At 29.7% G+C, this 23014-nt stretch carries 20 protein-coding genes and 1 tRNA gene; 14 read left to right on the forward strand and 7 right to left on the reverse strand.

Translation table 11 applies throughout. The features are described from left to right. A complete protein-coding gene (gene rny, locus L8X97_RS03370; RefSeq protein WP_263660211.1) occupies positions 1-1554 on the reverse strand; it encodes a ribonuclease Y in 1554 nt (517 codons plus the stop codon). After that, entirely contained in the window at positions 1478-2107 is a 630-nt protein-coding gene (locus L8X97_RS03375; RefSeq protein ID WP_263662633.1) for a 5-formyltetrahydrofolate cyclo-ligase, read from the reverse strand. Before L8X97_RS03375 ends, rny begins: the two co-directional genes overlap by 77 nt. A gap of 66 nt (positions 2108-2173) precedes the next feature. Here L8X97_RS03375 and L8X97_RS03380 point away from each other — a divergent pair, with 66 nt between their 5' ends. From L8X97_RS03380 to L8X97_RS03420, 9 genes are all read left to right on the forward strand, one after another. Beyond that, a complete protein-coding gene (locus tag L8X97_RS03380) occupies positions 2174-2719 on the forward strand; it encodes a TlpA family protein disulfide reductase (protein WP_263662634.1) in 546 nt (181 codons plus the stop codon). Beyond that, positions 2719-3585 (forward strand): signal recognition particle-docking protein FtsY, encoded by an 867-nt coding sequence (gene ftsY, locus L8X97_RS03385; protein ID WP_263659762.1) that lies wholly within the window; start codon positions 2719-2721, stop codon positions 3583-3585. The genes L8X97_RS03380 and ftsY overlap by 1 nt, the downstream gene beginning before the upstream one ends. A gap of 5 nt (positions 3586-3590) precedes the next feature. Continuing rightward, positions 3591-5465, forward strand: coding sequence for a motility associated factor glycosyltransferase family protein (locus L8X97_RS03390; RefSeq protein ID WP_263662636.1), 1875 nt, complete (start codon positions 3591-3593; stop codon positions 5463-5465). A 41-nt stretch (positions 5466-5506) separates the two neighbouring features. Further along, positions 5507-6847, forward strand: a complete 1341-nt coding sequence (radA, locus tag L8X97_RS03395) for a DNA repair protein RadA (RefSeq protein ID WP_258108000.1) — start codon at positions 5507-5509, stop codon at positions 6845-6847. Continuing rightward, entirely contained in the window at positions 6838-8346 is a 1509-nt protein-coding gene (locus L8X97_RS03400) for a phytoene desaturase family protein (protein WP_263662637.1), read from the forward strand. Before radA ends, L8X97_RS03400 begins: the two co-directional genes overlap by 10 nt. A 60-nt stretch (positions 8347-8406) precedes the next feature. Next, entirely contained in the window at positions 8407-9087 is a 681-nt protein-coding gene (locus tag L8X97_RS03405) for a F0F1 ATP synthase subunit A (protein ID WP_133319696.1), read from the forward strand. Between the two features lie 123 nt (positions 9088-9210). Next, positions 9211-10629: an Asp-tRNA(Asn)/Glu-tRNA(Gln) amidotransferase subunit GatB gene (gene gatB, locus L8X97_RS03410; RefSeq protein ID WP_133319695.1), complete on the forward strand. Its 1419-nt coding sequence runs from the start codon at positions 9211-9213 to the stop codon at positions 10627-10629. Positions 10630-10631: 2 nt separating this feature from the next. Further along, positions 10632-11534, forward strand: coding sequence for an NAD(P)H-dependent glycerol-3-phosphate dehydrogenase (locus L8X97_RS03415; protein WP_220566678.1), 903 nt, complete (start codon positions 10632-10634; stop codon positions 11532-11534). Continuing rightward, entirely contained in the window at positions 11531-12694 is a 1164-nt protein-coding gene (locus L8X97_RS03420) for a metal-dependent hydrolase (protein WP_263662638.1), read from the forward strand. The genes L8X97_RS03415 and L8X97_RS03420 overlap by 4 nt, the downstream gene beginning before the upstream one ends. Before the next feature lie 11 nt (positions 12695-12705). Here the strand turns inward: L8X97_RS03420 and L8X97_RS03425 are convergent, their stop codons facing one another. The 4 genes from L8X97_RS03425 to L8X97_RS03440 all read right to left on the reverse strand — a co-directional run bounded on the left by L8X97_RS03425 (position 12706) and on the right by L8X97_RS03440 (position 14969). After that, on the reverse strand, positions 12706-14001 hold the full coding sequence (locus L8X97_RS03425) for a methyl-accepting chemotaxis protein (protein WP_257928992.1): 1296 nt from the start codon (positions 13999-14001) through the stop codon (positions 12706-12708). Positions 14002-14065: 64 nt separating this feature from the next. Beyond that, a complete protein-coding gene (locus tag L8X97_RS03430) occupies positions 14066-14500 on the reverse strand; it encodes a hypothetical protein (RefSeq protein ID WP_263662639.1) in 435 nt (144 codons plus the stop codon). Positions 14501-14530: 30 nt separating this feature from the next. Next, positions 14531-14616: transfer RNA gene (locus tag L8X97_RS03435), tRNA-Leu, on the reverse strand. A 29-nt stretch (positions 14617-14645) separates the two neighbouring features. After that, positions 14646-14969 (reverse strand): F0F1 ATP synthase subunit C, encoded by a 324-nt coding sequence (locus L8X97_RS03440; protein ID WP_012661906.1) that lies wholly within the window; start codon positions 14967-14969, stop codon positions 14646-14648. Between the two features lie 194 nt (positions 14970-15163). Here L8X97_RS03440 and L8X97_RS03445 point away from each other — a divergent pair, with 194 nt between their 5' ends. The 5 genes from L8X97_RS03445 to pckA are packed head-to-tail and all read left to right on the forward strand — an operon-like array spanning position 15164 to position 22629. Continuing rightward, a complete protein-coding gene (locus L8X97_RS03445; protein WP_263661209.1) occupies positions 15164-16516 on the forward strand; it encodes a sodium-dependent transporter in 1353 nt (450 codons plus the stop codon). A gap of 9 nt (positions 16517-16525) precedes the next feature. Beyond that, the gene (locus tag L8X97_RS03450) at positions 16526-17863 is read left to right on the forward strand and encodes a sodium-dependent transporter (protein ID WP_263662640.1); all 1338 of its coding nucleotides are present in this window, start codon (positions 16526-16528) and stop codon (positions 17861-17863) included. A gap of 9 nt (positions 17864-17872) precedes the next feature. Beyond that, on the forward strand, positions 17873-19207 hold the full coding sequence (locus L8X97_RS03455) for a sodium-dependent transporter (RefSeq protein WP_133319885.1): 1335 nt from the start codon (positions 17873-17875) through the stop codon (positions 19205-19207). A 58-nt stretch (positions 19208-19265) separates the two neighbouring features. After that, positions 19266-21044 (forward strand): biotin/lipoyl-containing protein, encoded by a 1779-nt coding sequence (locus L8X97_RS03460; protein ID WP_263662641.1) that lies wholly within the window; start codon positions 19266-19268, stop codon positions 21042-21044. Between the two features lie 10 nt (positions 21045-21054). Continuing rightward, a complete protein-coding gene (gene pckA, locus L8X97_RS03465; RefSeq protein ID WP_263661204.1) occupies positions 21055-22629 on the forward strand; it encodes a phosphoenolpyruvate carboxykinase (ATP) in 1575 nt (524 codons plus the stop codon). Positions 22630-22645: 16 nt separating this feature from the next. Here the strand turns inward: pckA and L8X97_RS03470 are convergent, their stop codons facing one another. Continuing rightward, positions 22646-23011, reverse strand: a complete 366-nt coding sequence (locus tag L8X97_RS03470) for a histidine triad nucleotide-binding protein (RefSeq protein WP_220566684.1) — start codon at positions 23009-23011, stop codon at positions 22646-22648. Between the last annotated feature and the right edge of the window lie 3 nt (positions 23012-23014).

Here is a 23014-nt window from a genome sequence, read left to right on the forward strand (position 1 = left end):
CTATCTTGCAAAATCAACAGCTCTAAGCTCTCTGATGACATTAACTTTTATTTCACCAGGGTATTGAACTTTTTCTTGAATTTCTTCAGCTATTTCTTTAGCTAAAAGTACAGATTCATCATCATTGACTAATTTTGCATTAACAATAACTCTAATTTCTCTACCAGCATTAATAGCATAAGCTTTTTTAACCCCTTCTTTACTTTTTGCTATATCTTCAAGTTCGCTAACTCGTTTCAAGAAGGCCTCAAGCACCTCACGCCTTGCTCCAGGGCGTGCAGCGCTTAGTGTATCTGCTGTGCAAACTGCAGCTGATTCTATACTTGTAGCCTCTTCATGTCCATGGTGAGCATAAATTGCATTAATCACTATAGGATGTTCTTTGTATCTTTTGCAAAGTTCAGCTCCTAAATCTACATGAGAACCTTCAAATTCATGCGTTAAAGCCTTGCCTATATCGTGTAAAATTCCAGCTCTTCTTGCTAGTTTTTCATCGCCACCACACTCAGCTGCTATGATTCCAGCTAAATGCGCTACTTCCAAAGAGTGTGCTAGAGCATTTTGTCCATAACTTGCTCTATATCTTAATTTTCCTATTAATTTAACAATTTCAGGATGGATATTATTAAGTCCTAAATCCATTACTATAGTTTGACCTTCTTCTAAGATATTATCCTCAAATTCTTTGCAAACTTTTTCATGAATTTCTTCTATTTTTGCAGGTTGTATTCTACCGTCTTCAACTAAAAGTTCAATCACCTTTGTAGCAATGGCGCGTCTATAAAGATTAAAACAACTTACTATAATTGCTCCAGGCGTATCATCTATGATAATATCAACACCCAAAACCATTTCTAAGGTTTTAACATTTCTCCCTTCTTTACCTATAATGCGTCCTTTTAACTCATCATTTTTGATATTTACCACATTGATCAACCTTTCAGCAGCGAATTCTCCTGCAAATCTTGAAGTAGCTTGTGCTAAGATAAAATTAGCCTTTCTTTTGGCTTCATTTCTAGCCTCTTCTTCGTATTTTCTAACAATATGAGCAATTTCAGCTCTTGAGGTTTCTTCTACTTTTTGCAAGACTATACTTTTTGCCTCTTCTTGTGTGAGACCAGCTGAATGTTCAAGAATTTTTAAAACATCATTTAACTTTGTTTCGTAGCTTTGTTTTAAATTTTCATTTTCTTCATGTAAAGCTTTTATAGTTTGCTGCTCTTTTGCTAATTTGTTTTTGTTTTCTTCATGAAGCTTTTCTTGATAATGAAGGTTTTGTTCTTTTTTGTTGAGTTCTTCTAGCTTAATAGAATGCTCTTTTTGTAGTTTTTGAATTTTTTCATCAAATTTTTTCTTTGCTGCAAATTCAGCCTCAGCAACTGAATTTTTAGCATCTTTAAGTGTTAGCTCAGCTTCATATTCAATGGCTTTTGCTTTTGCTTTTGCTTGCTCTAAAAAGATATTGAAATTTGCATCATTAATCTTTTTGGCGACTATATATCCAATCCCTCCGCCTATGAAAACGGCTATTAATGCGACTAATATTTCTATCATTGTTTTTAACTTTCCTAAAATATTTTTTATAAGGGTTTATATAAAAATTTCCTTTTATATCATGGTCTTGACTAAAAATTTGATGAGATTTTGCATCCATCATTTGTGTGAAAATAACTAAAGGTTTTTTATAAGAAATATTTTCAAAAAACCTATCGTAAAATCCTTGGCCATGACCAACTCTTCCTAATTTTGCATCTACTCCTATAACAGGGATGATTGCAACATCTATACGAGTTTGCAAAAAAGAATCTTTTGGTTCATATACCCCAAAACTCTTTTTATCAAGAGTTAACCTTAATTTTACTACCTTTAAACTTTTATCTTGCATAAATGGAACAAAAATTCGGTATTTTTTTGTTAAAAAATGTCTGAATTTATAAAGATTAATTTCATATTTTAAAGGAATATATATAAGGATATTTTTATAATTTTTACAAGATTTTAAAATTTTATTTACTTCTTGAAAAACTAAAAAATCTCTTTTGTATTGAAATTTTAGTTTCGATTTCATTTTAAATTTCTGTTTTATTCTAAAGTCATTTTTTATCAAAGCTTTCCTTGGTTTTTTAACTTTTTATGTTATACTTTTAAGCTTAAAAAATCATAAGGATATGACTTGAAATTTAAAATTTTTTTAGCAATTTTTGCTATGATTTTTTTTACTTCATGCTCAAGTGATAAAGAAAATTCTAGTAATGAAAATACTGATAATGCAAGTTTAAGTCAAAGTGAAAATACTGATTTTACTTTGAAATTTTTAGATGGTAGAAAAATGTATGTGAAATATCATGAACAAGAATTTAATTTTGATGATACGGCTAAAGCTAAGTTGTTTGTATTTTTTACAAGTTGGTGTGAGCCATGCAAAGCTGAAATTCCACATTTAAATAATTTAAATAAAAAATATCAAGATAGATTTGAAGTCATAGCGCTTTTTTTAGAAGAAGATAAAAAACAAGAATTATTGGAGTTTATACAAAAAGAAAAGATGAATTTTCCTTCAGTTTTAGGAGAGAATAGTTTTATTTTTTCTAAAGTTTTAAATATCAGCTCTATACCAACAATGGTTTTATTTAATGCAAAGGGTGAAAAAGTTAAAGAGTATTTGGGTTTAATTCCTGAAGAAATGTTAGATATAGATATACAAAAAGCGATAATGTAATGTTTGGATTTTTAAAAAATGGTTTAAAAAAGACTTTAGAAAGCATCCATTTAGTTAAGGCTTCAAATAAAATCATTACAAAAGATTTGCTTGAAGAGATGCTTTTAGAAGCTGATGTGGCATATGAGATAGTTGAAGAGATTATTTACTATCTTCCTCCAAGTGATGAGGTTAAAAAGGCTGATTTAGAGCGTGTTATGGGGACTTATTTTATTTATGATAAGCCTGAACTTGCTAATGCTAAGCCTTTTGTGGATTTGATTTTAGGTGTAAATGGGGTAGGTAAGACTACAAGTATTGCTAAAATGGCACATTTGCATAAAGAAAATGGTGAAAAAGTTATACTTGGAGCTTGTGATACTTTTAGAGCAGGAGCTATAGAGCAGTTAAAATTATGGGCACAAAAATTAAATATAGATATTATAGCTACTTCACAAGGACATGATCCTTCGGCAGTTGCTTATGATGCTATTTCTAAAGCTTTGGCAAAAAACTATGATAGGGTTATTTTAGATACAGCAGGACGCTTGCAAAATCAAAAAAATCTTGCAAATGAGCTTGAAAAAATTGTTCGCATAAGTGATAAAGCTATGCAAGGAGCTCCTCATAGAAAAATCCTTGTACTTGATGGCACTCAAGGTGTAGCAGGAATTTTGCAAGCAAAAGCTTTTAATGATTTAGTAAAACTTGATGGAGTGATTATTACAAAACTTGATGGAACTGCCAAAGGTGGAGCTTTATTTAGCATAGCAAGAGAGCTTGAACTTCCTATTTTATATGTAGGAGTAGGGGAAAAAATGCAAGATTTATGTGAATTTAGTATTAAAGACTATTTAGAAGCTATATTGGAACCGATGTATAAATGAGCTTTTTGTTAAAAAATTTATCCGCACTAAATAATCCTTACTTGATGGAAAAATTAAAGCAAAAACACAGTAGCACTTGGGCGATGGATAATAGGGGGGGGGTAGATCAACTAAATTGGATAAATCAAAATGGAGAATATTTATATAAAAACCCAAAAAAATATTTAGAAGAAACCATTGCTTTATATCAAAATAAATATCTACTATATCCTGTTTTATATTTTTATGGTTTTGGTAGCGGTGTTTTGTATAAATGCCTACTGAATAATCCAAATTTAAAGCATATAGTTGTTTTTGAAGATGATTTAGAATTGTTATATAGTGTGTTTAGTGTTTTAGATTTTTCGAATGAATTAAAAGAGCGAAAAATAATCATTTTAAATAGTGAAATTTCAAATCAAGATTTAGAGTATTTACTTTATATGAAACCTTTTTACAATTTTTTAAGAATATATGATATGCACATACATAATGAATACTATGAAAAATTTGAAAATAACATTCTCAAATTAAACAAAAAAATTTCAGAAATTTTAAAAATTATTATTTTGCATCAAGGTAATGATATTAAAGATTCTTTGCAAGGTTTGGTGCAATATATTTATAATTTACCAAATATGATAAAAAATCCTCCCTTGAAAAATTTATGGCTTATGCGAAATAAAAAAGTTAAATCAGCTATTATAGTTTCTACTGGCCCATCTTTAAACAAGCAACTTCCTTTACTAAAACAATATCAAGATAAATTTAGTATATTTTGTGTTGATAGTTCTTATTCTATTTTGGCAAAAAATAATATTAAACCCGATTTTGTTTTAATGAGTGAAAGAACTCATTTTAGTGCTGATTTGTTAAAGCAAAATTATGAAAATATAGATAATAATATAGTATTTATTTTATTAACCTTAGTACACCCTTTAGTGATTAAATACTTAAAAAACACTAATAGAGACTTTTTACTAATTCCATATCCAACCATATTTTTTAATAAAATTGATTTATTTGGTTTTGGAAAATCTCCATCGGGCGGAACAGTAGCTTATAATGCTTTACAATTAGCGTGTGATTTTAATCATGAAAATATTATTTTTATAGGTCAAGATTTATCATATGGAGAAGATGGAAAAACTCATGCCAGTGGATATTATTATGAAGATGAAGAGTTAAATGATGTTGAGGAAAAAGCTATAGCTTATGGGGGAATTGGCGAAGTTTTTACTCATAGTACTTGGAATACATTCAGATTTACTATACAAAATTATATAGCTAATAAAAAAGGTTTTAAATTTTATAATGCCACAGAAGGTGGAGCTAGGATAGAAGGCACTATAGAAAAACCATTTAAAGAGTGTTGTGAAGAATTTTTAGATGAAAATTTAACAAAGCCTTTTGAAAAACCATCGCCAATAGATAAGAATGCTCAAGATGATTTGTTATTGCAAAGTTATAAAGTAATTAATGATAATTTAGAGTTTTGCGATAGATTTGTTAAAGAATTTGAACTTTATTTTGAAAATTTGATTCAAATAGAAAATAAAATTCAATCTTTGGAGGTATTTGAAGATAAGAAGAGTTTGATTATCCAAAGTATAAAAAATTTAGATTTTTATAAAACTAAGCTTGATGAGTATTGTAAAACTTTTTTATATGAATTTATTAGACCTTTTTTGCAGCAATTTGAATTTAATTTAGCAAGAATTTATGTGATTAATCCAAGGACTAATGAAGAATGGTTTGATAAGAATATAGCTTGGGTAAAAGATCATATATTTTTATTTGAAATTTTAATAGCAAATATAAAAATGGCAAAAGATGAGATAAATAAACATTTAGATCCGTTAAAAGATGAGATTCGAAAAAGACAACTAGATAATATTTAAAAATAAAATATATAATCTTTTTAAAAATTTAGGTAATATTTATGGCTAAAAAACACATTTTATTTGAATGTCAAGCTTGTGGAAATCAACAAAGTAAATGGCTAGGCAAATGTCCTGAATGTGGTTCTTGGGATAGTTTTGTTGAGCTAAAGCAAGAACAAATTAAGGTTTTAAAAGAGTTAAATTCACTCTCAAACACCCCAAGTTCTGCAGTATGTATAAATGATGTTATAGCAGAAAATTTCACACGCATTAGCACTGATGATAATGAGCTTGATTTAGTTTTAGGTGGTGGGCTTGTTGTGGGTTCTTTGGTGTTAATTGGGGGTTCACCTGGGGTTGGAAAATCCACACTTTTATTAAAAATTGCTTCGAATTTGGCTAAAAGTGGTAAAAAAGTACTTTATGTAAGTGGCGAGGAGAGTAAATCTCAAATCAAACTGCGTGCAGATCGTTTAAATGCAAATTGTGAGAATTTATTTTTACTTACTGAGCTTTGCTTGGAAGATATTTTAAGCGAGCTTTCTAAAAAAGATTATGAAATTTTAATTATTGATTCTATTCAAACTTTATATTCTAATAAAATTACTTCAGCAGCAGGTAGTATCACTCAAGTTAGAGAAATTACTTTTGAGTTGATGCGCTATTCTAAAGCCAATAATATTAGCACTTTTATCATAGGACATATCACTAAAGATGGGGCTATAGCTGGACCTAGAATTTTAGAGCATATGGTAGATGTAGTGCTTTATTTTGAAGGCGATGCCAATAAAGAAATAAGAATTTTAAGAGGCTTTAAAAATCGTTTTGGAAATATTTCCGAAGTTGGTATTTTTGAAATGACTTCCAAAGGCTTGATTAGTGCTAAAGATATAGCTAATAGATTTTTTACGCGTGGTAAGGCAGTAAGTGGTAGTGCTTTGAGTGTAGTGATGGAAGGAAGCAGAGCTTTAGTGCTAGAAATTCAAGCCTTAGTTTGTGAGAGTGCTTATCCAAAGCGTAGTGCAACAGGCTATGAAAAAAATCGTTTAGATATGCTCATAGCTTTACTAGAGAGAAAGCTTGAAATTCCCTTGGGGCATTATGATGTTTTTATTAATGTAAGTGGTGGGGTAAAAATTAGTGAAACTGCAGCAGATTTAGCGGTGGTTGCAGCAATTATTTCAAGTTTTAAAAACCGCCCTTTAAGCAAAGATAGTGTTTTTGTGGGTGAGCTTAGTTTAAATGGTGAAATCAAAGAAGTATTTTCACTTGATGTGCGTTTAAAAGAAGCTAAAATGCAAAAATTTAAAAATGCCATAGTACCTGTAAAACCTATGGAGGAACTTGGCTTAAAATGTTTTGTAGCTAAAGAATTGCGTGAGGTTTTAGAATGGATGTAAAATTTGATGTAATCATTATAGGTTCAGGTCTTGGAGGCTTAAGTGCAGGCGCTTTTTTAGCTAAAAATGGAAAAAGGGTTTTAGTTTTAGAACAGCATTCTTTAATTGGTGGTTGTGCTACTTGTTTTAAAAGAAAAGGCGCTTTGATTGATGCGGGACTTCATGAGATGGACCTAGGTGAAGCAAAAACTGATATGAAGCATTTGGTTTTTGATAAGCTTGGTATAAAGAATAAAATTCAAATTTTACCTTTACCAAGTGCATGGAGTATTAAAAGTAAAAATTATAATCTAACTTTACCTCATAGTATAGAAAAAGTAAAAGAAGTTTTGAAAAAAGAATTTCCGCAAGAGTGCAAAGGTATAGATAAATATTTTAAAGCTATAAAAACGCAAGCTTATGCTATTCGAAGATTTCCTTGGGATTTAAAATTAAGTGAGTTATTGTTGTTTCCTTTTGACACTGCTTGGATATTTATTAAAAATAGATTGTTTAATAAAAAAGTTTATGATGTTTTAAATGCTTATATTAAAAATGATAAGCTAAAAAAGATTTTAAATGCAAATATGAGTTATTATCATCATGATAGTAAAGAATTTATTTTCAGTTTTCATGGCATTGCTCAAAAGCATTATTATGATGGTGGAGTGTATATTAAAGGTGGCTCGCAAGCTTTAAGTGATGCTTTGGCTGAGGTTATCAAAGAAAATCAAGGGCAGGTTTTAGCTAAGGCTGAAGTTGTTAAAATACTCACAAAAGAACAAAAAGCTTATGGAGTAGAATACATTCAAAATAATCAAAAACATACCATCCATGCGCAAAATATCATCGCAAATTGCGATCCTTTAATCGTATATAAAGACTTGCTTAAAGAGTTAAATTTAACCCAAGAAATCAAAGCAATAGAATCTAAAAAGCGTGCTTGTTCTTTAGTAAGCGCTTATTTTATTTATGATAAAGATATTTCTAAAATTTATGAAAATATGGATTATTGTAATTTTATATTTGAAGATGATTTTTTAAATAGTTCATATGAAAACACTAATATTTTAAAACTAGATATTAAACAAAGGCCTATGGCTTTTGTGAATTATTCTAAGGTTGATAGTGGCTTAGCTAGTGATAAATACATAGGTGTTGTAGCTTTTAGTTCAAATTATCAAGAGTGGGATTTAAATAAGCAAGATTATAAAGTTAAAAAAGAAGAAGTATTAAAAGCCATAGTGCAAAGACTAGATGAGATTTTTCCAAATTTAAGTTCACACTTAATCCATCAAGAATTAGCCACGCCAAAAACTATACAAAGATATACTAAAGCTTATGAGGGTACAATTTATGGATTTTCTCAAGATCAAGAAGGGGTTAAATATAGATTGCATTATAAAAGTAAAAGTATAGAAAATTTATATTTTGCTAATGCTTTTATATTTCCTGGAGGTGGTTTTACAGGTGCGATTTTGGGTGGATATTTTTGTGCTAATAAAATGAATTTTCATTAAAATATAAGCAATTTTTTTATAATATTAGCTTTGAAATATTTATTCTGCTAAGGATTTTTAATGAAAGATTTATTTTTATTTAGTTCTTTTATAGATTCTAGCCACACTTTTGCATACTTTTTTCATTTGGGTATAGTGGTTGTGATTTCTTTGATTTTAGCAAAACTTGCTACAAGATCTATGCAAATTGTCCCAAGAGGTAGTCAGAATTTGGCTGAAGCTTATATGGAAGGCATTTTAAGCATGGGTAGGGATACTATGGGTAGCGATGAAGCTGCTAGAAAATATTTACCTTTAGTTGCAACTATAGGTTTTATGGTATTTTTTAGTAATATCATAGGAATCATCCCTGGTTTTGAAGCTCCAACAGCAAGTTTAAATTTTAGTGCTTCTTTGGCTATTATAGTATTTGTGTATTATCATTTTGAAGGTATTAGAACTCAAGGATTTTTTAAGTATTTTGCACATTTCATGGGACCTGTGAAAATTCTAGCACCTTTGATGTTTCCTATAGAAGTGGTTTCTCATTTTTCAAGAGTTATTTCTTTATCTTTCCGTTTATTTGGTAATATCAAGGGAGATGATTTATTCTTAGCAGTTATTTTAGCTCTTGTGCCTTGGGTTGCGCCATTGCCTGCTTATATGCTTTTAACTTTTATGGCATTTTTACAATCTTTTATTTTTATGATTTTAACTTATGTTTATTTAGCAGGTGCAACTGTAGTTGATGAGCATCATTAATTTTTAAAAAGCAAAAGATATTTTTTGCTTTTTTCTTTTTTAATCTTCTTCTTTTATTCTTTTTTAAACTCTTTTTGAAATAAAAAACGCTAGAATAAACAAAAAATTCTAAGGAAAATTTTAATGTTTGAAGTTGTTATAGGACTTGAAGTTCATGCACAATTAAATACAAAAACAAAAATCTTTTGCTCATGTGCGACTTCTTTTGGAGAAAAATCAAATACTAATGTATGCCCAACATGTTTAGCTTTACCAGGTGCTTTACCTGTATTAAATCAAGAAGCGGTAAAAAAAGCCATAGCATTTGGAAAAGCAGTTAATGCAACTATAAATAAAAAAAGTATTTTTAATAGAAAAAATTATTTTTATCCTGATTTACCAAAAGCTTATCAAATTTCGCAATTTGATATTCCTATAGTGGAAAATGGTGAGTTATTTATCAATGTAAATGGAGAAAATAAACGCATAGGTATCACTAGGGCTCATTTAGAAGAAGATGCAGGAAAAAATATACATGAGAGTAATTTTTCAAAAGTAGATTTAAATAGAGCAGGCACGCCTTTGCTTGAAATTGTCAGTGAACCTGAACTTAGAAGTTCCGATGAAGCAGTGGCTTATTTGAAAAAATTACATTCTATTATAAGATTTTTAGATATTTCAGATGCAAATATGCAAGAAGGTAGTTTTAGATGTGATGCTAATGTTAGTATTCGTCCAAAGGGTGATGATAAGCTTTATACTAGAGTGGAGATTAAAAATTTAAATTCATTCCGTTTTATTCAAAAGGCGATTGAGTATGAAGTAAAACGCCAAAGTGAAGCTTGGGAAGATGGAAAATACGATCAAGAAGTTGTGCAAGAAACAAGATTATTTGATACGGTTAATTTAGTTACTAGAAGTATGAGAGGTAAGGAAGATTCTGCTGAATATAGATATTTCCCTGATCCTGATCTTTTACCTGTAATTTTAGATGATGAAATGCTAAATCAAGATATACCTGAACTTCCTGATGAGAAAAAAGCTAGATTTGTGAGTGAATTGGGTATTAAAGAAAGTGATAGTGAAGTGATTGTTTCTTCATTAGAGCTTTGTAGATATTTTGAGTATCTAATTAATCAAAAATTAAATCCAAAACTTTGTGTTACTTGGCTTACGACAGAGTTAATGGGGCTTCTAAAAGGCGAATTGACTATAGAAAACTCACCTATAAAACAAGAAAAATTAGCTGTTTTGATCAAACGTATAGAAGAAGGTGTTATTAGCGCTAAAGCAGGTAAGGATATTTTAGCTTATGTATTTGAAAATACAGAAGTTGAAATTGATGATGCTATTGAAAAACTTGGTTTAAAACAAGTAAGTGATGATGGTGCTATTGAAAAGATTATTGATGAAATTTTAGCAAACAATGAAGATAAAGTAGCTGAATATAAAAGTGGTAAAGATAAACTTTTTGGTTTCTTTGTCGGTCAGGCAATGAAAGCAGGTAAGGGTGCATTTAATCCTGCTAAGGTAAATGAAATTTTAAAAGCAAAACTTGGTTAAATATGAAAATAGCAGTTGTTGGTGCAGGAAAATGGGGAAGTGCTTTATATGATGCATTGAGCGTTAAAAATGAATGCGTAATAACTTCTTTTCACGAAAAAGATCTTTCTTATTTTGTTAGTACCAAAGAAGCTTTAGAATATGAATATTTAGTTTTTGCTTTATATGCTCAAGGAATGCATGAATGGCTTGCAAATAATTTTAAAGATTTAAATCAAAAAATTCTTGTAGCTTCTAAGGGTATTGATTGTAAAAGTTTAAAATTTATGGATGAGGTTTTTAGTGAGTTTATAAGTAGTGATAGACTTTGTTTTTTAAGTGGTCCTTCTTTTGCAAGTGAAGTTTTAGAAAAAAAACCTTGTGCTTTGGTTATTAGTGGTAAAAATCAAGAGCTTTGTAATCAATTTGCAAGTTTTTTTCCAAATTATATTAAAACCTATACAAGTTCTGATGTTAAAGGTGCTGAAATTTGTGGTGCATATAAGAATGTTTTAGCAATTGCAAGTGGAGTTTGCGATGGTTTAAATTTAGGCAATAATGCAAGAGCTTCTTTAGTTTCAAGAGGTTTAGTAGAAATGCACCGCTTTGGACAATTTTTTAATGCTAAAGAAGAAACATTTTTAGGGCTTAGTGGGGCTGGAGATTTATTTTTAACAGCTTCAAGTAACTTATCAAGAAATTATAGAGTAGGTTTGAATTTGGCTAGTGACAAAAATATAAAAGATATTTTAATGGAACTTGGCGAGGTAGCTGAAGGAGTGCAAACTGCTTATGCTATACATTCTTTATCGAAACAATTTCAAATTTATACCCCGATTGTTAACGAAGTAGTCTTAATGCTAGAGGGTAAGAATGCTTGGGAATCTTTAAAAGATTTGATGTCATCAAAGGAGGAAATATCATGATCATCAAAAATGCAAAAATTTATGGCGAACAAAAGCTTGATCTTAAAATAGAAGATGGGAAAATTACTCAAATTGCTAATGATTTAAATGATGATGGGTATATTGTTGATATAGAAGGCAAAACTTTACTTCCTTCGTTTATTGATTTAAATGTTAGTTTGCTTGATAATGAATTTAGTATAGATAAATTATATGATCTTGAAAAAGCATGCTTAAAAGGTGGGGTAGGGACTATTGTTTTAAAAGATAGTTTAGAAGCTAATACTCAAGGTTATGCGCTTTATTTTGATAAATTAAAATCTTTAGATATTAATGTTTTACCTACTATTAATGTATTAGATAAAACAGAAAAATTAAAAAATATTGCTACCTTAATTGATATGGGTGCAAAAGGCTTAGAGCTTTCAAGTACTTTAGGAGCAAATTATTTAAGACAATGTATGCAATATGCCAATATGAAATCAACCCCTGTATTTTTAAAGTGTTTTGATGAGAGTTTTGACGATCATGGAGTAATGAATGATGGACAAATAAGCTTTGAATTAGGACTTATAGGAATTAGTGATATAGCTGAAACTAGTGAAGTGGCAAAAATGAAAGAATTAGTGGAATTTTATAAAAATAAAGCTTGTTTTAGCTCTTTAGCAATTACAAGATCGTTTGAATTATTACATGATCAATATAGTGAAATTTCAATCCATCATTTAATCAAAGATGAAAGTACTTGTGAAAATTTTAACACTCAAGCAAAAATTTTACCTCCATTAAGAACAAAAGATGAAGTAACAAATCTTAAAAAGTTGCTTCAAGATAAGAAAATTACTTTCTTAAGTTCTTTACATGCTCCTAACACTAAAAAAGATTTGGCTTTTGATGAAGCAGATTTTGGAGTTAATGCCATAGCTATATATATGAGTTTATGTTTTACATATTTAGTAAAAGAAGGTATCTTAACTTGGAAAGAATTATGTGATTTTACAAGCTATAATCAAGCGCAATTTTTAGGATTAAATAAAGGTAAAATAGAACTTGGTTTTGATGCTGATTTAGTTGTATTTGATGAAAAACTTTCTTTTAATGGAGAAGGTTTATATGCAAATGATATCTTGCAAGGTAAGGTAGAAAAAAGTTTTATAGCAGGAAAAGTTTTTAGCCTTTAAGCTAAAAACTTTTATTTATCTTGCATAGCTTGAGCTACTTGAGCTGAACTATTTCTAATTTTTTCCATACATTCTCTAGCTTCTTTGGCTAAATCCACGCTTTGATTTACGCCACTTAAGCCATCTTTAATGCTTTGTACAACTTCAGCTGTTACATTTCTGATAGAATTAATGGTAGTAGTGATTTCATTTACTGAATGTCCAGTTCTTTCAGCTAGATTTCTAACTTCATCAGCAACAACAGCAAAACCTCTACCATGCTCACCTGCACGCGCTGCCTCAATAGCTGCATTTAGAGCTAAAAGATTGGTTTGATCAGCTATATCGCTAATGGTTTGAATGATATTTTTAATTTCTTCTGATTGCTCATTTAATGATGATACGAGATTACTACTATTGTTCATCATATCAGCAATGCCTTGAATATTTTGAACCGTATTTTCTATAACACTATCGCCCTCTTGAGTGAGATTGTCATTTTGTTCAGCTAATTCACTAATGAGCTTTAATTTTTCCTCATCTCTTACAACTTGTTCGGTAATATCTGTTGCAAATTTAATAACTTTGTAAATTTCTCCATCATCATTTTTGATAGGATTATAACTTGCTTCTAAATGGATTAGTTTGTTGTTTTTACCAAAGCGTATGAATTTTCCTGATTGAAATTTACCACTTCTTAGCTCTTCCCAAAAAATTGTATATTCTTTGGAATTTCTAAATTTTTCCTCGCAGAACATACTATGGTGTTTTCCTTTGATTTCACTTAGTGAATAACCCATGGTTTGAGTGAAGTTTTCATTAGCATTTAAAATCTCTCCATAAGGATTAAATTCAATAATAGCCATAGAACGATTAGCAGCATCTATGGTGTTTTTTAGATCAAGCATTTCATAGTTTCTTTGAGTAATGTCATTTGCAAATTTAATAACCTTATACACTTCATTGTTTTGGTTTAAAATAGGAAGATAATTGGCTTCAAGATAAATATCTTTCCCGCCTTTTGCAATACGTCTAAAAAGTCCATTTCTTGATATACCGCTTTTTAAATCTCTCCAAAAATCAACATAGCGTTGCGACTTTACAACCTCTGGTAAACAAAACATACTATGGTGTTTACCTTTGATTTCATTTAAAGAGTAATTCATAGTTTTTAGAAAATTTTCATTAGCATTAATAATAGTTCCATCTGTTTGAAATTCTATCATGGCCATAGTTTTGCTAATAGCATTAAGTATATCTTGAAAAGTTTGATTAGATTGCTCTAATTGAGTAATTTGTTCATTAATTTTTTTCTTGTTGATAAACATAAAACCCCTTTATAAAATAATTCGGAATTATATAGTGCTTTTTAAAATAAATAATTTGTTTATATTAGCTTTTTGTTAAATTATAAAATTTTTCTTGGAGAGAATTTCTTATTTCATCGTTAATTTTCTCATTGTCATTTAGATATTGTTTGTTAAGTTCTTCAAGCTCTTTTAAAAATCCAAAAAGTGTTTCTTCCCATAAAGCATTATTTCTTTTACTTAAATTCATTGTTTGGATATGATTAAGTTTTCTACTCATATTGCTTAAATTCTCTAAAAATTCATCTTTATAATTTTCATCTTGGAGTGTAAAGGTATTTTGTAAAAGATTATTTTTTATATTTCTTATCTCTTCGTTAATTAGATCACAAAATTCAGGATAAATATCATTTTTAATAGGTTCAAGTAAGGCTTGTTCATCTAGTTTTAGAGTATATTTTTTTATGGCAAAAAAAAGAATTAAAAAAGTTATTGCACTGACTAAAATATAGAAAGTCATTTTGTTTTGATAATCCTTAAAAAATAAAAATGGTGCGGTTAGCGAGATTTGAACTCGCACACGCTGAGCGCACCACCCCCTCAAGATGGCGTGTCTACCAATTCCACCATAACCGCATAAGCCCATAAGAGGGCTTTGAAAATTTTTAAGCTGCTACTAATGCTTGGAATGGATTAGCATAAAGAGCGATAAGAGCAATAACAAGTGCATAAATAACTTGAGCTTCAATCATCGCTAAAGCAATAAACATAGTAGTCATTAATTTACCACCAAGACCAGGGTTTCTAGCAGTACCTGCTATAGTTGCTGCTGCAGTATTACCCATACCGATAGCTCCACCTAAAGCTGCAACACCAAGTCCTAAACCTGCTGCTAAGATAGAAAAAGAAGCTAACCATTGATTCATAGAACCTTCAGCTGCAAATGCAAAACCGCTTAAAGCTAGCATTAAAAATACGATTTTTTTCATAGTTTTTCCTTGTAAAAATTTAAATCCTTTCGGCTTGCGTATCCCTACTCGTGATTTATAAAAGCGAAATTATATACAAATATAACTTTAAAATTATTGAAATTTAAATTAATATTATATATTTTAAAATAAATTAAAGTTTTTTTTAGCTACATTAAAAATTTTTATAGTTTTATAAAATTAAGGTTATCTTTATGAATGAAAAATTTTCTAAAATAGGCTTTGTATTAGCGGTAGCAGGTTCAGCTGTTGGACTTGGAAATGCTTGGAAATTTCCAACTTTGGTAGGACAAAATGGAGGTTCAGCTTTTGTACTTTTATATTTGCTTTTGACTTTGGGGGTAGGGTTTGTAATATTTTTGGCTGAACTTAGCATAGGAAAACTTAGTGAAAAAGATCCTGTAAATGCCTATTATACTTTAGCTCCAAAACACAAAAGAGCTTGGTCTATAGTTGGTTTTTCTTTAATAGGTGCTATTTTGATTGTTTCTTTTTATAGTGTGATAATAGGATGGATTGTTAAGTATGCTTATTTTGGGTTTTTTCCTTTACCAAAAAGTATAGAAGAAAGTGGCGCTATTTTTGGAAATTTACTTTCTAATGATGTTTTATCTCAGTTTATATGTTTTACTTTTGTGTTTATAGTAATTTTTTATGTAGTATCAAAAGGTGTTAAAAGTGGTATAGAAAAACTCAATGTTTGGATGATGCCAAGCTTATTTACATTGCTTATTTTAATGCTTGGATATTCTTTTAGTATGGATGGTTTTTCTAAAGCAAGTGAGTTTTTGTTTTCTCCAGACTTTTCTAAGCTTAGTGTAGGAGCATTTTTAAGTGCATTAGGGCTTGCTTGTTTTTCTTTATCTATTGGAGTGGGTTCAATTATAACTTATTCTGCAAGTTTATCTGATAAAACAAATTTTATTACAAGCACTATTAACATTATCATTATTAATATTATTATTGGTATTATGATGGGACTTATTGTATTTACTTTCATATTTGAATTTAATGGAGATCCAGCTCAACAAGGTCCAGGTTTGATTTTTGTATCTTTGATGAGTTTGTTTTCAAATATTGACCCAATTGGCTTTTTACCTTTGGGAAATATTTTAGCTGTGGCTTTTTTTATAGCTTTGTTTTTTGCAGGGATTACTTCAGCAGTTTCCATGATAGAACCTTTAACCTTTTATTTAATCAATTCTTATAATTTTACAAGAAAAAAAGCTTTGATTTTTATAGCTTTCATTGTGTATTTTTTGGGAAGTTTGTGTATTTTATCAGGAATTGAGTGGAGTAAAGATTCTTTAGAATTTTTTGGAAAAAGTTTTTTTGATATATTAGATTTTATTGCTTCAAATTTAATGATGCCTTTAGGTGGATTATTTGGTGCAATCTTTGTAGGTTTTGTGCTTAAAAAAGAAGCTTTACAAACTTTATTTTATCCTTATATGAGGGGTAAATACTTTGAGTGTTGGTATTTTTTTGTAAGATATATCTCGCCTTTAGCTGTGATTTTAATCATGGCAAAACAATTATTTTTTTAAGGTTAAAAGATGAATGAAAAATTTTCTAAAATAGGCTTTGTATTAGCGGTAGCAGGTTCAGCTGTTGGACTTGGAAATGCTTGGAAATTTCCAACTTTAGTGGGTAACAATGGTGGTTCAGCTTTTGTGGTGGTATATTTACTTTTAACCTTGGGTGTGGCTTTTGTGATATTTTTGGCTGAACTTAGCATAGGAAAACTTAGTGAAAAAGATCCTGTAAATGCTTATTATACTTTAGCGCCAAAAAATAAAAAGGCATGGTCATTTGCGGGATTTTTTATGCTTGGTGCTATTATTTTAGTGTCTTTTTATAGTGTTGTTATAGGTTGGATAGCAAAATATGCTTATTTTGGGTTTTTTGAATTACCTAAAGATACAAAAGAAGCAGGCGCTATTTTTGGAAATTTACTTTCTAATGATGTTTTATCTCAATTTATATGTTTTACTTTTGTGTTTATAGTAATTTTTTATGTAGTATCAAAAGGTGTTAAAAGTGGTATAGAAAAACTCAATGTTTGGATGATGCCAAGCTTATTTATACTGCTTATTTTAATGCTTGGATATTCTTTTAGTATGGATGGTTTTTCTAAAGCAAGTGAGTTTTTATTTGTACCTGATTTTTCAAAATTAAGTGTTAATTCTATATTAGATGCACTAGGGCTTGCATTTTTTAGTATGTCTTTGGGTGTATGTGTGATTTTAACTTATGCAGCAAGTTTGCCCGATAAAACAAATTTTATAAGCAGTGCTTTAAATATTATCATTATTAATACTATCATTGGTTTGATGATGGGACTTATTGTATTTACTTTTATATTTGAATTCGGAGCCGATCCTACTCAACAAGGTCCAGGACTTATATTTATATCATTAACAACGCTTTTTGCAAAGTTAGGGTTTTTGGGAAATGTTTTAGCCATAGCCTTTTTTATAGCTTTATTTTTTGCAGGGATTACTTCGGCTATTTCTATGATAGAACCTTTTACTTTTTATCTTATAAATCGTTATCAAATTTCAAGAAAAAAAGCTTTGGTTTTTGTGGGTATGATTGTTTATTTTCTTGGAAGTTTATCTATACTTTCTTTTTATCATGTAAGTGCATCAAGTTTAAATTTCTTTGGGAAAAGTTTTTTTGATATTTTAGACTTTTTCATACAAAATTTATTAATGCCAATTTCTGCTTTAATTACAGCATTTTTTGTGGGTTTTGTGCTTAAAAAAGAAGCTTTACAAACTTTATTTTACCCATTTATGCGTGGGATATATTTTGAAATTTGGTATATCTTTTTAAGATACATTTCTCCATTAGCGGTTATTTTAATCATGGCCAGACAGCTTTTTTTCTAAGGTGTTAAAATGAATGATAAATTTTCTAAAATAGGTTTTGTATTAGCAGTAGCAGGTGGAGCTATAGGGCTTGGAAATGCTTGGAAATTTCCAACCTTAGTAGGCCAAAATGGTGGTTTTGCTTTTGTGCTTTTGTATTTGCTTTTGACTATTAGTATAGGATTTTGTGTATTTTTGGCTGAAATTGCTATGGGAAGATTAAGTCAGAGTGATCCTGTAAATGCTTATAAAAGCTTAGCAACTAAATATGCTCAAAAATGGAAATTTGCTGGATTTTTTATGCTCGGTGGAATTTTTGTATTATCTTTTTATCTTGTTATTATGGGTTGGGTTTTAAAATACATGATAACTTCGATTTATTATCTACCTAGCAATACTCAAGAAGCAGGAGCTTTATTTGGAAATTTAATACAAAATAGTATTTTAGAAAGTAGTTTGTATTTTTTAATTGCTTTTTTTCTTACCTTGTTTGTTGTTTCAAGAGGGGTTAAAAGCGGTATAGAAAAACTTAATGTTTGGATTATGCCAAGTTTGTTTATTATGCTTGTTTTAATGCTAGTATATTGTTTTTTTCAAGATGGTTTTAAGGAAGCTTTTGTTTATTTGTTTTATCCTGATTTTACCAAGCTCAGTTTAAATTCTGTTTTAACAGCTTTAGGTCTTGCTTTTTTTACTTTATGTTTAGGTATAGGTTGTATTACCACTTATGCAGCCTCTTTAAAAGACGATACAAATTTAATTACAAGTTCGGCCATAATTGTGCTTTTAAATATCAGTATAGGTTTGATGATGGGACTTATTGTATTTACTTTTATATTTAAATTTAATGCTAATCCTGCAGAAGGAGCTGGGCTTGTATTTATATCTTTAACAACTTTATTTTCTAATTTAGGTGCTATCTTTGGACATTTTTTAGCTTTTTATTTTTTCTTAGCTTTATTTTTTGCAGGGATTACTTCAGCAGTTTCTATGATAGAACCTTTTACTTTTTATCTTGTAAATGAATATAAAATTTCAAGAAAAAAAGCTTTGGTTTTTATAGGCTTTGTAGTCTTTCTTTTGGGAATGAGTTGTATTTTATCTTTTAGTGCTAATTATGGGGCTAGCTTTAGTTTTTTTGGTTTAAGTTTTTTTGATATTTTAGATAAATTAACTTCTAATTTTATGCTCCCACTTGGAGCTATTGCAAGTGCTATTTTCGTAGGATTTTTTGTGGAAAAAATAAAAATTTACAATTTATTTTCTAAGTTTATGAGTAGAAGTATTTTTGAAGTATGGTATTTTTTACTTAGATTTGTTGCACCTATTGCGATTATTATCATTATGTTAAATCAAATTTTATAAATTTATTTTTTAAGAAAGTAGAGTTATAATTGCAAAGATGTAAAAATAAGGAAAAATTATGGCTAAAAAGTTAATTGATGTGATGGATACCACATTTAGGGATGGTTTTCAATCTGTTTATGGTGCTAGAGTTTTAATGAATGATTTTTTTCCTGCCCTAGAAGCAGCTAAAGAAGCAGATATTAAGCATTTTGAATTTGGTGGTGGAGCTAGATTCCAAAGTTTATTTTTTTATTTGAACGAAAATGCTTTTGAAATGATGGACAAATTTAGAGCCATCGTTGGAAAAGATGCAAATTTACAAACTCTTGCAAGAGGGGTTAATACCGTAGCACTTGATACAGGTAGTAAAGAAATTATCAATTTGCATGCAAAAATGTTTGCAAAACACGGCACAACTACAATAAGAAATTTTGATGCATTAAATGATGTAAATAATTTAAAATTTAGTGGAGAATGTATAGTTAAACATGGTTTAAAACATGAAATTACCATTACTTTAATGGATTTACCTCCAAAATGTAAAGGTGCGCATGATGTGCCATTTTATGAAAGAATTTTAAAAGAAGTCCTACAAGCTCAAATTCCTTTTGATAGTATTTGTTTTAAAGATGCAAGCGGAACTTCAAATCCAAATAAAATTTATGAAGTTATTAAAATGGCTAGAAAAAACCTGCCTGAAAATATGCATATAAGATTACATACGCATGAAACCGCAGGGGTAAGCATAGCATGCTATTTAGCGGCTTTAGAAGCAGGTGTTGATGGTATAGATTTAGCTGCAGCTCCTGTTAGTGGTGGTACTTCTCAACCTGATATTTTAACAATGCTTCATGCTCTAAAAGGAAGCAATTTTGATCTTGGTTTAGATGAAGAAAAAATTTTAAAATACGAAGAAGTATTAAAAGATTGTTTAAAAGATTATTTTCTACCACCTGAAGCAACGGCGGTAAATCCTTTAATACCTTTTTCACCTATGCCAGGTGGAGCATTAACTGCTAATACGCAAATGATGAGAGATAATAATATTTTAGATAAATTTCCTCAAGTTATAAAAGCTATGCAAGAAGTAGTAGAAAAAGGTGGTTATGGTACTTCTGTTACTCCTGTATCGCAGTTTTATTTCCAGCAAGCTTTTAATAATGTAATGTTTGGTCCTTGGAAAAAAATTGCAGATGGATATGGAAAAATGGTTTTAGGATATTTTGGAAAAACTCCCGTTGCTCCAGATCCTGAAGTAATTAAGCTTGCAAGTGAGCAATTAAAACTAGAACCAACTACAAAATTAGCCACAGATATTGCTGATGCTGATGAGAGCAAAAGTATAGCTTATATTAAAAACTTATTAGAAAAAGAAAATTTAGAAACAAGTGAAGAAAATATTTTTATCGTTGCAGCTTGTAAAGAAAAAGGCATAGCTTTCTTAAAAGGCGAAGCTAAGGTTAATGTTAGAAAAAATAGCAAATTAAAATCAAGTCTTATCGATGAAAATCAATTTACCGTTTCAGTTAATGGTAACAAATACCATGTAGAAGTAAGTGCAGGTTTTGATAGAGATGTTAATGTTAAAAGTGCTGTAAAAGTAAGTGCAGATAATGCAAAAGTTGCAAAAACTCAAGTAAGTGATAATGCTATTGTTGCAAGTATGAATGCAAATGTATTTAAAATTTTAGTTAAAGAAAATGATAGTGTAAAGGCAGGTCAAGTTGTAGCTGTACTTGAAGCTATGAAAATGGAAATTGAGATTAGTGCAAGTAAAGATGGAGAAATTGCAGAACTTTTAGTAAATGCTGGTGAGAGCGTAAGTGAAGGTCAAGCTTTAATGACTTATAAATAAGGAGGTAAAGATGAAAGGTTTAGAAAATTTAGGCTTAGAAAATATCGGACAAGTTTTTCACAATCTTAGTTATGATGAGCTTTTAAAGCACGAAAAAAACAATAATGAAGGTGTATGTACTAAAAATGGCACCTTTAGTGTAGATACAGGAATTTTTACTGGAAGAAGTCCTAAAGATAAATATTTTGTAAAACAAGATCCTTCGCAAAAATACATTGCTTGGGGTAAGATTAATCAGCCTATTAGTGAGAAATTATTTGAAAAGCTTTTAGCAAAAGCTAAAAAACAACTTAGTAATAGTGATATTTATATCCAAGATGCATATTGTGGAGCTTCGTTAAAAAGTCGTAAAACTGTGCGTTTTGTAACTCAAATTGCATGGCAAGCACATTTTGTAAAAAATATGTTTATTCGTCCAAAAGAAGAAGAACTTAGTGAGTTTAAACCTGATTTTGTGGTGTATAATGCTTGCAAATGTATTAATGAAGATTATAAAAAAGATGGTTTAAATTCAGAGGTTTTTGTTATTTTTAACATAGAAAAAAATATAGCAGTAATTGGTGGAACTTGGTATGGTGGAGAGATGAAAAAAGGAATTTTTTCTATGATGAATTATTGGCTTCCACTAGAAAATAAACTTTCTATGCATTGTAGTGCTAATGTTGGAGAAAAAGGTGATGTAGCGCTTTTCTTTGGGCTTAGTGGTACAGGTAAAACTACTCTTTCAACTGATCCAAAAAGAAAATTAATAGGCGATGATGAGCATGGTTGGGATGATGAGGGTGTGTTTAATTTTGAAGGAGGTTGTTATGCAAAATGTATTAACCTTGATCCTCAAAGTGAACCAGAAATTTATGGAGCTATAAAGCAAAATGCACTTTTAGAAAATGTAGTTTTAAAAGATGATTTAAGCGTTGATTTCAATGATGGTTCTAAAACTGAAAATACTAGAGTTTCTTATCCGATAGAGCATATTTTAAATCACGAGCCAAGCCTTAGTGCAGGTCATCCTAGTAATATCATTTTCCTTTCAGCGGATGCTTTTGGTGTTTTACCTCCGGTTAGTAAGCTTAGTAAAGAACAAGCAATGTATTATTTTCTAAGTGGTTATACTGCTAAAGTAGCAGGTACTGAAAGAGGCATTACCGAACCTGTTGCGACTTTTTCAGCTTGTTTTGGAGAAGTGTTTTTGCCATTACACCCAACTGTTTATGCAAAACTTTTGGGCGAAAAAATCAGCAAGCATAATGTAAATGTTTATCTGGTAAATACCGGTTGGAGCGGTGGAGCTTATGGTGTAGGCAAAAGAATGAGTATTAAAGCTACTAGAGCTTGTATTAATGCGATTTTAGATGGTAGCATACAAAATTGTGAGTTTGAAAACTATGATTTATTTAATCTTGCAGTTCCAAAAGAATTAGCGGGTGTAGAAAGTAAGTTATTAAACCCTGTTAATACTTGGGAGGATAAAAAAGCTTATGAAGAAACTAAATTAAAGCTTGCAAAAATGTTTATAGAAAATTTCAAACGCTATGAAGATGTAAAAGAAGGAGCAGAATTTAAACTAGCTGGTCCTGCTATCTAAAAAGAGTTAGCTCTTTTTAGAATAAAGATTGAGGATTGATTTGGGTTTCTTTATTTTTTGGAAGCTCAAATCCACCTAACATATGAAAATGTAAATGAAAAACTTCTTGTCCGCTATTTTTTCCACAATTTGTGATTAATCTATATCCACTTTTATCAAGTCCTAAAAGAGTAGCTAGTTCTTGGATAAATTGTGTCATTTCACTCATTAATTCAGGTCTTAATTCTTGAAAGTTTTCAAAATGCTCTTTTGGAATGATTAAAATATGAATAGGTGCTTTAGGATTAATATCATGAAAAGCTAAAAATTTTTCACTTTCTAAAACTTTATTAGCAGGAATTTTTCCTTCTACGATTAGTTCAAATACGGTTTTTTCTCTCATTTA

The sequence above is a fragment of the Campylobacter sp. CNRCH_2013_0671h genome (genome assembly GCF_025773055.1).
Taxonomy (GTDB): domain Bacteria; phylum Campylobacterota; class Campylobacteria; order Campylobacterales; family Campylobacteraceae; genus Campylobacter_D; species Campylobacter_D lari_D.

What these genes read in the sequence shown, in the direction of transcription:
- L8X97_RS03405 (WP_133319696.1), top strand. Translation starts at nt 8,407, where the DNA reads ATGAAAGATTTATTTTTATTTAGTTCTTTTATAGATTCTAGCCACACT.
- L8X97_RS03445 (WP_263661209.1), top strand. Translation starts at nt 15,164, where the DNA reads ATGAATGAAAAATTTTCTAAAATAGGCTTTGTATTAGCGGTAGCAGGT.
- rny (WP_263660211.1), bottom strand. Translation starts at nt 1,554, where the DNA reads ATGATAGAAATATTAGTCGCATTAATAGCCGTTTTCATAGGCGGAGGG.
- L8X97_RS03450 (WP_263662640.1), top strand. Translation starts at nt 16,526, where the DNA reads ATGAATGAAAAATTTTCTAAAATAGGCTTTGTATTAGCGGTAGCAGGT.
- L8X97_RS03440 (WP_012661906.1), bottom strand. Translation starts at nt 14,969, where the DNA reads ATGAAAAAAATCGTATTTTTAATGCTAGCTTTAAGCGGTTTTGCATTT.
- gatB (WP_133319695.1), top strand. Translation starts at nt 9,211, where the DNA reads ATGTTTGAAGTTGTTATAGGACTTGAAGTTCATGCACAATTAAATACA.
- L8X97_RS03455 (WP_133319885.1), top strand. Translation starts at nt 17,873, where the DNA reads ATGAATGATAAATTTTCTAAAATAGGTTTTGTATTAGCAGTAGCAGGT.
- L8X97_RS03430 (WP_263662639.1), bottom strand. Translation starts at nt 14,500, where the DNA reads ATGACTTTCTATATTTTAGTCAGTGCAATAACTTTTTTAATTCTTTTT.
- L8X97_RS03425 (WP_257928992.1), bottom strand. Translation starts at nt 14,001, where the DNA reads ATGTTTATCAACAAGAAAAAAATTAATGAACAAATTACTCAATTAGAG.
- L8X97_RS03400 (WP_263662637.1), top strand. Translation starts at nt 6,838, where the DNA reads ATGGATGTAAAATTTGATGTAATCATTATAGGTTCAGGTCTTGGAGGC.
- radA (WP_258108000.1), top strand. Translation starts at nt 5,507, where the DNA reads ATGGCTAAAAAACACATTTTATTTGAATGTCAAGCTTGTGGAAATCAA.
- pckA (WP_263661204.1), top strand. Translation starts at nt 21,055, where the DNA reads ATGAAAGGTTTAGAAAATTTAGGCTTAGAAAATATCGGACAAGTTTTT.
- L8X97_RS03470 (WP_220566684.1), bottom strand. Translation starts at nt 23,011, where the DNA reads ATGAGAGAAAAAACCGTATTTGAACTAATCGTAGAAGGAAAAATTCCT.
- L8X97_RS03420 (WP_263662638.1), top strand. Translation starts at nt 11,531, where the DNA reads ATGATCATCAAAAATGCAAAAATTTATGGCGAACAAAAGCTTGATCTT.
- L8X97_RS03415 (WP_220566678.1), top strand. Translation starts at nt 10,632, where the DNA reads ATGAAAATAGCAGTTGTTGGTGCAGGAAAATGGGGAAGTGCTTTATAT.
- L8X97_RS03460 (WP_263662641.1), top strand. Translation starts at nt 19,266, where the DNA reads ATGGCTAAAAAGTTAATTGATGTGATGGATACCACATTTAGGGATGGT.
- ftsY (WP_263659762.1), top strand. Translation starts at nt 2,719, where the DNA reads ATGTTTGGATTTTTAAAAAATGGTTTAAAAAAGACTTTAGAAAGCATC.